The sequence below is a fragment of the Pseudomonas sp. 21LCFQ010 genome, from assembly GCF_024129905.1.
In the GTDB taxonomy this organism is placed as follows: Bacteria; Pseudomonadota; Gammaproteobacteria; order Pseudomonadales; family Pseudomonadaceae; genus Aquipseudomonas.
Genome location: NZ_JAMYDZ010000051.1, coordinates 1 through 9,840 on the forward strand (window position 1 = coordinate 1; position 9,840 = coordinate 9,840).

At 63.6% G+C, this 9,840-nt stretch carries 9 protein-coding genes and 1 pseudogene; 2 read left to right on the forward strand and 8 right to left on the reverse strand.

Going from position 1 to position 9,840, the window contains the following annotated elements:
- Positions 1–232: 232 nt before the first annotated feature.
- The 6 genes and pseudogenes from NJC38_RS28700 to msrB all read right to left on the reverse strand — a co-directional run.
- Positions 233–1,447 (reverse strand): annotated as a pseudogene (locus NJC38_RS28700) (TonB-dependent receptor plug domain-containing protein); the annotation flags it as partial.
- A 144-nt stretch (positions 1,448–1,591) separates the two neighbouring features.
- The gene (locus tag NJC38_RS28705) at positions 1,592–2,539 is read right to left on the reverse strand and encodes a FecR domain-containing protein (RefSeq protein WP_253118152.1); all 948 of its coding nucleotides are present in this window, start codon (positions 2,537–2,539) and stop codon (positions 1,592–1,594) included.
- Positions 2,536–3,060, reverse strand: a complete 525-nt coding sequence (locus NJC38_RS28710; RefSeq protein WP_253118153.1) for a sigma-70 family RNA polymerase sigma factor — start codon at positions 3,058–3,060, stop codon at positions 2,536–2,538. The genes NJC38_RS28705 and NJC38_RS28710 overlap by 4 nt, the downstream gene beginning before the upstream one ends.
- Positions 3,061–3,235: 175 nt before the next feature.
- Positions 3,236–3,928 carry a peptide-methionine (S)-S-oxide reductase MsrA gene (msrA, locus tag NJC38_RS28715; protein ID WP_253118154.1) on the reverse strand — a complete coding sequence of 231 codons (693 nt, stop codon included), beginning with the start codon at positions 3,926–3,928 and terminating at the stop codon, positions 3,236–3,238.
- A gap of 10 nt (positions 3,929–3,938) precedes the next feature.
- Entirely contained in the window at positions 3,939–5,678 is a 1,740-nt protein-coding gene (locus tag NJC38_RS28720) for a cytochrome c biogenesis protein DipZ (protein WP_253118155.1), read from the reverse strand.
- A 10-nt stretch (positions 5,679–5,688) separates the two neighbouring features.
- Positions 5,689–6,201 (reverse strand): peptide-methionine (R)-S-oxide reductase MsrB, encoded by a 513-nt coding sequence (msrB, locus tag NJC38_RS28725; RefSeq protein WP_253118156.1) that lies wholly within the window; start codon positions 6,199–6,201, stop codon positions 5,689–5,691.
- A 157-nt stretch (positions 6,202–6,358) separates the two neighbouring features.
- Between msrB and NJC38_RS28730 the strand changes: the two genes are divergently transcribed.
- Positions 6,359–7,072, forward strand: coding sequence for a response regulator transcription factor (locus tag NJC38_RS28730; RefSeq protein ID WP_253118157.1), 714 nt, complete (start codon positions 6,359–6,361; stop codon positions 7,070–7,072).
- On the forward strand, positions 7,072–8,529 hold the full coding sequence (locus tag NJC38_RS28735; protein WP_253118158.1) for a HAMP domain-containing sensor histidine kinase: 1,458 nt from the start codon (positions 7,072–7,074) through the stop codon (positions 8,527–8,529). The genes NJC38_RS28730 and NJC38_RS28735 overlap by 1 nt, the downstream gene beginning before the upstream one ends.
- A gap of 14 nt (positions 8,530–8,543) precedes the next feature.
- Here NJC38_RS28735 and NJC38_RS28740 read toward each other — a convergent pair whose 3' ends face one another.
- Both NJC38_RS28740 and NJC38_RS28745 read right to left on the reverse strand, forming a co-directional pair.
- On the reverse strand, positions 8,544–9,002 hold the full coding sequence (locus tag NJC38_RS28740) for a hypothetical protein (protein WP_045481782.1): 459 nt from the start codon (positions 9,000–9,002) through the stop codon (positions 8,544–8,546).
- 150 nt (positions 9,003–9,152) lie between these two features.
- A complete protein-coding gene (locus NJC38_RS28745; RefSeq protein ID WP_253118159.1) occupies positions 9,153–9,644 on the reverse strand; it encodes a GGDEF domain-containing protein in 492 nt (163 codons plus the stop codon).
- Positions 9,645–9,840 lie beyond the last annotated feature (196 nt).

The following is a 9,840-nucleotide window of genomic DNA, read 5'->3' on the forward strand; positions in this document are numbered from 1 at the left end:
TGTGGTTTTGAAGGCAACGCCGATGTGGTCGGGGCGATCAATGTACTAAGGGCGGGACACGCCCGGTTAGCCTGTGAAGTGAGCGCAGAGGTCATGGCGCCAGCAGCAGGAACCCACCGAAGCGACTCGGGGGCGGCTCGATGCCGCGCCTGAGCGCCGTAGGAATCTCCGGCCTTCAGGCCGGGGAGGATGTCAAGTAGGCGAACACGTCAGTGGCGGTGGCGGGGATGGCATAGAGCATCTGGGTGTCCTGATGCTGGTTCACCCCCGTGACGGTGAGGGTACTTTTCCAGCCCCCGTCGAACTCATGGACCCACTCGGCGAAGGCGCGCTGGGTGTGGATGTTCCAGTAGCTCCAGGGCTGGCCGATGCTTGAGCTGCGGCTGCTGTAGTGAATGCGGTTGCCGGCGTAGTCGGCAATCGGCAGTGCGCCCCAGGTGCTGCCATTGGAATTGCTTTTCTGGTCCGAGTAACCCACGGTCAGGGTATCGGCCGTCGACAGGTCGAAGGCCAGCAGGCCGGCGGCCAGGTTGATCTCATGGCTGTAGCGGTCCAGATAAGAGTTGCCCTTGTCATGGGCATAGATAAAGCGCCCGCGCACCTTGCCGTTTTCACTGAGCGGGCCGCTGACATCGAAGTCCAGGCGGCGGTTGTCCCACGAACCGACACTGCTGTTGATCTGCGCCTGGAAGGTTTCGGTCGGCCGTTTGCGCACCGCATTGACCGTGGCAGACGGGTTACCCGCGCCGCTCATCAGGCCGTTGGCGCCGTGCAACACGTCGATCTGCTCGAACTCGGCCAGGTCCTGGTCACCGAGCAATACACCGGACGAGAAGGGCATCCCCATGCCGTCGTACTCGAAGTTGTCGATGATAAAACCGCGCGAGGTGAGCGCCGTACGATCGGTCTCGAACTGCTCCACGGTGACGGTCGGCGCACTGCGCAGCGCATCCTTGACGCTGGTCAGCTTGAAGTCATCGATCTGCTGGCGGGTCACGGTACTGATCGCCTGCGGTGTTTCACGGTTGCTAAGGCCCAGCCGTGTGGTGCTGGCCGCCGGGGTGCGGCGGGCGATCACTTCATCGGCTGCGGCGCCCTGACGGTTGGCATCGATCACCGTCGCATCCAGGGTCAGGCCGTCACGGTTGAGCGGCTGCACACTCAGCGCCCCGCTGGCGGTTACCAGCAAGGCCAGCCCGCTGCCCTGCAAGCTCTGGCGGACCGCCTCCTGGCTGCTGAACTGGCCACGCAGTGCCCGCGCCTGACGACCTTCGACATCGGCAGGCACGAACAGCACCTGACGACCACTGACCTGGCCGATGCTGATCAGCGTTCTGGCCAACGGCCCGGCCTCGATATTGAAGTCGTACAGCGCGTCACTGGCGAAGCTGCTGGCACTGGCCAGGCAACCGCTGAGTACCAGCGGGAAGAGGGTATTCAAATGCATGAAAGAGACTCGGCAAAGGACGGTGCGGGACGCGCAAAACGCGTGACTGCCTGGTATGTGACGCGAGCCTGGAAAATTTTCAGGGGTGATGTGAAAAAACTTTTCGCCAGCAGGGCTGCACCCTGTGGGCGACAGCCTCAACCCCTACGCCCGGTCGACCCGCGTCCACAACCCCAGATAACTGTCGATGCGCAGTGGCAGCACATCCTTGAGCGCCGCCAGCGCACTATGGCTGTCATCCAGGGTAAATACCCCGGAAATTCTTAGTCCGGCAGCGCCATCAGACACCTGCAACAGCCCATGGTGATAAGGCTTGAGGTGTTCGATCACCTCGCCCAGAGACTGGTTATGCACCTCCAGCAAACCGCTGATCCAGCTGCGCTGATGGGTGTGCTGCGGCGTAATTGGCTGCCAGCGCTGACCGTCGAAGGCCAGGCCCTGGCCTGCACTCAGGTGTTGACGTTGCTGCGGCGTGCGCCATTCCAGCTCGCCGCTCATGGCCCACACCTGGGCTTGATTACCCTGCCGCGACAACAGGCAACTGCCGCCGTCCAGCCACGCTTCACCCCAAGGGCAGGCGAGTACGAACGGTCGGGCTGGCGCCGCCTCCTTGCTGACCTCAGCCAGCACCGCGCCGCGCAGCAACTGCACACGCCGCTGGCTGGCATTGAAGTTCAGGTCCACCGCGCTTTCGGCATTGAGCAGCAGGGTCGAGCCGTCGTCGAGATGGAACGTGCGACGTTCGGCAGTGCCGGTGCGCAGGTCACTGCCCCAGCGCTCGTGCAGCGGCCCGCCGCGCGAGCTCAGCAGATGCGCAGCCACTGCCAGACCGCCAAGCCCCAGCGCGCCGCGCAGCAAGCGTCGCCGCGAGTGACCGCTAGCACGCAAGGCCCGCGCCGTGCCAGGCTGTTGCGCCAGCGGTGTCAGGGTGCGATTGAGTTGCTGCTGCAAGCTCTGCCAGGCCTGCTGATGACTGGCATCGGCGTCCAGCCAGCTCTGCCACTGACGTTGCGCAGCCTCATCGAAACTGCCCGATGCCCGCCTTGCGTACCATTCAATCGCCTGGCTGACCGCCGGCGGCAACCCGCTCACGGCGCCGCCCGATAACAGGCGGTCAGCCCCTGAACCATGTACTGATGCACGCGGGTGACCGACACACCCAATTCAGCGGCGATCTGCGCATAGGTCAGGCCGTCGAGCTGGCTATAGAGAAAGGCTGCCCGCGCTTTGGACGACAAACCGTCGAGCAGCCGGTCGACCTCCAGCAGCGCCTCCATCACCAGCCAGTGTTCCTGCGGCGATGGCGCGAGCGGATCTGGCTGTTCGGCCAGGGCCTGCAGATACGCCTGCTCGATATCGTTGCGCCGCCAGCGGGCGAAGATCAGCCGCTTTCCGATGGTGCTCAACAGCGCCCGTGGCTCGCGGATGCTCTGCGGGTCGGGCATCTCCACCACCTGAGCGAAGGTCTCGGCGGCCAGATCGGCAGCGTCTTCGCGGCAGCGCAGACGCACGCGCAAACGGTCGAGCAACCAGCTGTGATGGTCGCCGAACAGGCGATGGAGGACTTGCTGACGCGTATCGGCGGGAGGAGCAATCACGGCGGAGATGACCATGGCGAATGACAACTATTCGCAATGGTGGCGATGTTGTAGCGATATTGCAAGGTGAAGCTTGTCTCACCCGGCGCGCAGGAGCGGATTTATCCGCGAAGCCCTTTGTCACCAGATGTGCCTCCCGCAGAGGTATGAAGTGTGCCCCTGTGGGAGGGAACTGCTCACGCCGGATACCTCAGGGCACCTTCACCAACACCGGCTGCTGCATATACAACTCACCAAACAACTGCTTGAGGTTCATCACCTTGGGCAGGTCGTTGACCACGATGTAGCCGTTGTTCGGGTGGGTGGTCAGGTAGTTCTGGTGGTAGTCCTCGGCGGGGTAAAAAGCAGTCAGCGGTTCCAGGCGGGTGACGATGGGCTTGGCATAGACATGGGCAGCGTCGAGCTGCTTGATGTAGTCCTGGGCCACAGCCTTCTGCTCGTCGTTGTGCACAAAGATTGCCGAGCGGTACTGGGTGCCCCGGTCTGGGCCTTGGCGGTCGAGCTGGGTCGGGTTGTGGGCCACGGAGAAGAACACCTGCAGCAGCTTGCCGTAGCTGATTTGCTGCGGGTCGTAGCTGATCTGCACCGCTTCGGCATGCCCGGTGTCGCCGCTGCCGACTTGCTCATAGTGCGCGGTATTGGCGCTGCCGCCGGCATAGCCGGACACCGCCTGGGTAACGCCGTGCAGGTGCTGGAATACCCCCTGCACACCCCAGAAGCAGCCTCCGGCAAACACCGCAGTGGCGGTGGATTGTGAGGTACTCAGGTCATGGGCTGGCGCGGGAATCACTACGGCATCTTCCGCGGCCATTGAGCAGGCGCTGATCTGGATAAAGGCCAGGCCGGCGAGGGCTTGTAAGGTAAAGCGTTTGATCATTCGCATGGTGGTGGTCTCAGCCGAAGGTGAAGGCGTAGGCATGCACGCCGGGGTCGAGGAACTCGATATCGAAGCTGTGTTCGGCGGCGTCGCCGGGCACGCGCAATAACTGGTAGAGGCGCTGTTCGTTCACCGTGCCGTTACCATCGGCATCGATGTCCACTCCGTGGGCCTCGCCCGGAGTTTTGCCGTCGATGCTGACCTTGAAGCGCACCGGCTTGCCGTCGGCAGACGGGCCGAGCACCAGATGCAGGTCGCGGGCCTTGAAGCGGTAGGCGATATGCCCGCCGGCCTGGGCCAACACGGCTTCTTGTTCGTTGATTTGCCATGCGCCGCTCAGGCCCCAGTCGTTGAGCTTGAGGCTGCCTGGCAGGTTGTAGCTGGCCACACGGTCTTGGCGGGCGCCACCGGGCGAGACAAAGTGTTGGGCGCGGTCGTAGCCCAGGTAGGTTTCCGGCGAGCGAATGCCCTGGGTGGCGGCTTGTTGAGCACCGCTGGCAGCGACCTTGACCATGCCGCTGGCAACGTCGTGCTGCCCGGCTTCGCGCAGCAACTGCTGGATGACCCGCTCGGACTCGTCGTAACGGCCCTCGCCAAAGTGGTGGTAACGGATCTTGCCCTGGCCATCGATGAAGTAATGCGCCGGCCAGTATTGATTGTTGAAGCCTTTCCAGATGGCGAAGTCGTTGTCGATGGCCACCGGGTAGGTGATGCCAAGGTCACGGCTGGCTTTTTTGACGTTGTCGATGTCACGCTCGAAGGCGAACTCCGGGGCATGCACGCCAATCACCACCAGACCCTGGTCGCGGTATTTCTCGGCCCAGGCTTTGACGTAGGGCAGGCTGCGCAGGCAGTTGATGCACGAGTAGGTCCAGAAATCGACCAGCACCACTTTGCCTTTCAGTGCTTCGGCGCTCAGCGGCGGTGAGTTGAGCCACTGCACCGCGCCCTCGAGGGCGGGCAGGTTACCTTCCACCGGCAGTTCGCCGCTGTGGCTGTCGGTGGCGCGCATCATCATTGCGCCGTCGTCTTGCTGGCCGGTCAAGCGATCTACCAGATGTTGTTCCAGCCCAGCCGTGGTCGCGGTCGACAAACGGGTCAGCAGGCCGGTGTCGAGCCCCGAAGCAATGGCCGCCACCCCGACCAGCATGACTGCGCCAAGCCCACGGCGCAGCCATTCACCGGCACCCAGGCCGCGCTTCATGGCCTCGAACAGCTTGCCGCCCACCAGCAGGGCCAGGCCCAGCGAGGTGGCGGCACCGGCGGCGTAGGCCAGCAACAGCAGGCTGCTGCCGATGTTGGCGCCTTGCAGCGCGGCGCCGGTGAGTACCAGGCCCAGAATGGGACCAGCGCAGGGCGCCCACAGCAGGCCGGTGGCGATGCCGATCAGCAATGAGGTGCCAGCGCGTGGCTGCTGGTCGTGACCTGCAGCTGCGTTAAGACGATTGCCTGCTGCCACCAGTGGCCGGGTCAGGCGTTCGGCCAGTTGCGGCAGCAGCAGGGTCAGGGCGAACAGGGTGATGAACGCCAGCGCCAGCCAGCGACCATATTGGTTCAGACGCACCACCCAGGCCCCGCCGACCGCCGCCAGGGTAGCGACCAGAGCGAAGGTCAGGGCCATGCCGGCCAGCAATGGCAGGCCATTGCGCAGCAACGGCCGCCCGCCACGGGCAAACACAAAGGGCAGCACTGGCAGGATGCACGGGCTGAGGATGGTCAGCAGGCCGCCCAGGTAGGCGAGTGTCAGCAATAGCATGGGGTTGTCCTCAAGCCGGCGTGAAAGTCATGGCGGCGCCATTGATGCAATAACGCAGACCGGTGGGGCGCGGGCCGTCATCGAACACATGACCCAGGTGGCCGCCGCAGCGCCGGCAATGCACTGAAATGCGCAACATGCCGTAGCTGCGGTCGGTGTGTTGCCCCACGGCGTTGTCCAGCGGTTGCCAGAAACTCGGCCAGCCGGTGTGACTGTCAAACTTGGTGGCGGACGAAAACAGCGGTAACTGGCAACCGGCACAGGCAAAAGTGCCTGCGCGGTGCTCGTTATTGAGCGGGCTGCTGTAAGAGCGTTCGGTGCCTTGCTGGCGCAGGATGCGGTATTGCTCGGCGGTCAGCCGTTGGCGCCACTCAGCGTCGCTATGGCTGACCTCGAAGCTGCCGATGTCGTCATCTGCGCCATTCAGAACCTGACTGTCGGCCAGCCGTGGCAGCACGGCAAAGGCGGTGGCGGCGACCCCGAATGAGCCGGCGCTGAGCAGTAGTTTTCGTCTTGAGAGCATGGTGGTCTCCTGTGCGCTACGGCCAATTTTTTGATGGACTCAGGCTACGCCCCGGCGCTTCGCCAAATCCTCACGCAGAGTTAAACAATTCGTGATAACTGCACGGGCAGCGCTGTGTGAGAATGACCAGCGAATCGATACCGGAGGGGCTAGCGCAATGGAGCAGGTCAAACGCGTGCTGGTGGTGGAAGACGACGAACACATCGCCGAGCTGATCTGCCTGCACCTGCGCGATGAGCGGTTCGAGGTGGTGCACAGCGCCGATGGCGAACAGGGCCTGCGCCTGCTGGAGCAAGGCGGCTGGGACGCCTTGATCCTCGACCTGATGCTGCCTGGGGTCGATGGCCTGGAAATCTGCCGCCGCGCCCGGGCCATGACCCGCTACACGCCGATCATCATCACCAGCGCGCGCTCCAGTGAAATGCACCGCATTCTCGGCCTGGAACTGGGCGCCGACGACTATCTGGCCAAGCCGTTCTCGATGATGGAACTGGTCGCGCGGGTCAAGGCGTTGCTGCGCCGGGTCGAGGCGCTGGCGAACAATCTGCGCCTGGACAGCGGCGGCCTGGAGATCGCCGGTTTACGGATTGATCCGATTACCCGTGAAGCGACCCTTGATGCTCGAAGCCTGGACCTCACGCCACGGGAGTTCGATTTGCTGTACTTTTTCGCCCGTCAGCCGGGCAAGGTGTTCTCGCGCATGGAGCTGCTCGATGCTGTGTGGGGCTACAGCCATGACGGCTATGAGCACACGGTCAATACCCACATCAACCGCTTGCGCGCCAAGATCGAAGCCGACCCCGCCAGCCCTGCGCGGATCCTCACCGTTTGGGGGCGCGGTTATAAATTCGCAGCCGCCGGTGACGCCTGATGTTTTCGCTTAGCCTGACCCGCCGCCTGGCACTGGTGTTCGCCGTGCTGCTGCTGGTGTGCAGCGGCACCTCGATCTGGCTGCAAGTGCGCTCCAGCCGCATGCATGAGCTGGAAGTGGTGCAAGGGCTGTCCCGCGACCTGGCCCGCCATATCGCCAGCGATACGCAACTGATGGACGCCAACGGCCTGATGCCCGGCGCGGTGCGCGAGCTGTTCAGCCAATTGATGCTGGTCAACCCCAGCGTTGAGGTGTACCTGCTGGACATCGACGGGCGCATCATCGGCGACGCCGCGCCCCGCGACCGTTTGCTGCGCGACCAGGTCGATCTGGCACCGATCAAGCGCTTCATCGCCGGTGAGCCGCTGCCGATCGTTGGTGATGACCCGCGCAGCCTCGATGCCCGCAAGGTGTTCAGCGTTGCGCCGCTGATGGTCGCCGGTCAGCGGGCCGGCTTTCTCTACGTGGTGCTGCTCGGTGAAGCGCATGACCGGTTTGCCGCCCGAGGTGCCACCAGCGAGGCCTTGAGCACGGCGGTGTGGGCCATCGGCCTGATCGCCGCGCTGTGTCTGCTGGCCGGTCTTGCCGCATTCGCCTGGATCACCCGGCCGTTGCGCCGCCTGACCACTGCGCTGGAACGCTTCGATATCGACGCCAGCGCCGAGCCGCCAGCCGTGCCCGAAGCGCGCCCGCGCAACGATGAAATCGGCGCTCTGGAGCGTACCTTTGCGCAGATGCAACAGCGCCTGGCCGAACAGCTGCGTGCCCTCAATCGCCAGGAACAGGAACGCCGCGAACTGGTGGCCAATATCTCCCACGACCTGCGCACCCCGCTGGCTTCACTGCATGGCTACCTGGAAGTGTTGTCGGTTAAAGGTGAACGCCTGAGCCCGCAAGAACGCCGCCGCTACCTGGGCATCGCCCTGGACCAGAGCCACAAGGTCGGCGGCCTGGCCCAGGCGTTGCTGGAACTGGTGCGTCTGGAACACGGCTTCGTCAAACCGGTGATCGAACGCTTCTCGGCAGCGGACTTGCTGCAGGACGTATTGCAGAAATTCGAACTCACTGCTGCGACCAAGGGCATCACCCTGGAGGCCAAGATGCCCCGCAGTGTGCCGGACGTGTATGCCGACCTGGGCCTGATCGAGCGGGTGCTGACCAACCTGCTCGACAACGCCCTGCGCCATACCCCGCAAGGTGGCAGCGTAACCCTGCAACTGGAGCCTGCTGCCGAGCACCTGAACATCATCGTTGCCGACAGCGGCCCAGGGATTGCGCCGGCGCTACGCGAGGGGCTGTTTCTGCGCCCGTTTACCATCGGCGGTGCGCGGCGTGATGGCGGCCTGGGGTTGCGGATCGTCTATCAGATTCTGCAACTGCATGGCGCCGGGATCGAACTGCTGGATGTCCCGGGGCAGGGCGCGGTGTTTCGTTTCGGCTTGAGCCTGCGCGGCTAGCCGTGCGCGGCGGGTCAATGCACCCGGGTACTTACCACTTCACCGGTGGCGGCATCTTCCAGCCAGATTTCCAGCCGGCTGACGCCCACGTACTTGGAGCGGGCAATGACCTTCTGGCCCGCTTTGGCGTTGAATTTCAGGTCGGTGAACATGAAGTGCAGCGGCAGCCGGTATTCCAGCTGGATGGTGTAAGTCCCAGGTTGCAGCACGGCACGTTGCGGAGAGTCGTTCTTGTAGTAGTAGGTGGAGAAGGGGATGTTGCCGACCTTCTTGTCGTTGATTCTGATGATGTTCAGATTCGGCCGATCATCCAGAAGGCTGCGCTGCTCGCGGGTGGCCCAGGTCTCGGTTTCGAGCACGGTGTAACGCGACTCGTCGACCGGTTTGTCACCCTCGACATTGGAGTAGTCGGGCATCTGCGCGCAGCCATGCAAAAACAGCAGCGCCAGAACTGGCAGAACGATTTTTTTCATCTTTTAGAACCTGTTATCACCCGGAAAGATTTGCACGATTGCCGTGCCAGGGTGGGGCGGCGCTGTGCAGAACCTGAGCCCTGCGTGGCATCGTCGTCGGCCTTCGACCTGCCAGGGCGAGGTTGGTTCATGCACGCCGCATCAGATGACTCAGACCACCATCACCACCTGCCGGGCCATGGCATAGCGGTTTTTGCCGTCGCTCTTGGCGTCATACAGCGCCTGGTCGGCGCGATGCATCAGGCTCAGCAGCGATTCTTGCGGCTGGTGATCGGCCAGGCCGATGCTGATCGATAGGGACAGGCCACACACCTGAGCCGAGTTGACCGCCGCGACAATGGTGCGGGCCAGTTCCTGCGCCTGCGCGGCATTCGCGACGTGCGCGGCCACGGCAAACTCTTCGCCGCCCATGCGTGCGTAGTTATGGCCATGGCTATGCTCGCGCAGGATTGCGGCCACCGCGATCAGCACCTGATCGCCCACGTCATGGCCGAAGCCGTCATTGACCTTCTTGAAGTCGTCGATATCGAGCATCAGGAAAAACAGCGGTGCGGCGCTCGTTGCGTCTGTCAGGGTCGTGCCGAGGCGGTCCATGAACGCCCGGCGGTTGGGCAGCCCGGTCAAGGTGTCCTTGTAGGCCATTTGACATCCTCCCCGGCCTGAAGACCAGAGATTCCTACGGCGCTCAGGCGCGGCATCGAGCCGCCCCCAAGTCGCTTCGGTGGGTTCCTGCTGCTGGCGCCATGACCTCTGCGCTCACTTCACAGGCTAACCGGGCGTGTCCCGCCCTTAGTACATTGATCGCCCCGACCACATCGGCGTTGCCTTCAAAACCACA

Bases quoted from the DNA above. Each gene is read 5' to 3' on its own strand.
- NJC38_RS28735 (WP_253118158.1), top strand. From the start codon at position 7,072: ATGTTTTCGCTTAGCCTGACCCGCCGCCTGGCACTGGTGTTCGCCGTG.
- msrB (WP_253118156.1), bottom strand. From the start codon at position 6,201: ATGCTCTCAAGACGAAAACTACTGCTCAGCGCCGGCTCATTCGGGGTC.
- NJC38_RS28710 (WP_253118153.1), bottom strand. From the start codon at position 3,060: ATGGTCATCTCCGCCGTGATTGCTCCTCCCGCCGATACGCGTCAGCAA.
- NJC38_RS28720 (WP_253118155.1), bottom strand. From the start codon at position 5,678: ATGCTATTGCTGACACTCGCCTACCTGGGCGGCCTGCTGACCATCCTC.
- NJC38_RS28740 (WP_045481782.1), bottom strand. From the start codon at position 9,002: ATGAAAAAAATCGTTCTGCCAGTTCTGGCGCTGCTGTTTTTGCATGGC.
- NJC38_RS28730 (WP_253118157.1), top strand. From the start codon at position 6,359: ATGGAGCAGGTCAAACGCGTGCTGGTGGTGGAAGACGACGAACACATC.
- NJC38_RS28745 (WP_253118159.1), bottom strand. From the start codon at position 9,644: ATGGCCTACAAGGACACCTTGACCGGGCTGCCCAACCGCCGGGCGTTC.
- msrA (WP_253118154.1), bottom strand. From the start codon at position 3,928: ATGCGAATGATCAAACGCTTTACCTTACAAGCCCTCGCCGGCCTGGCC.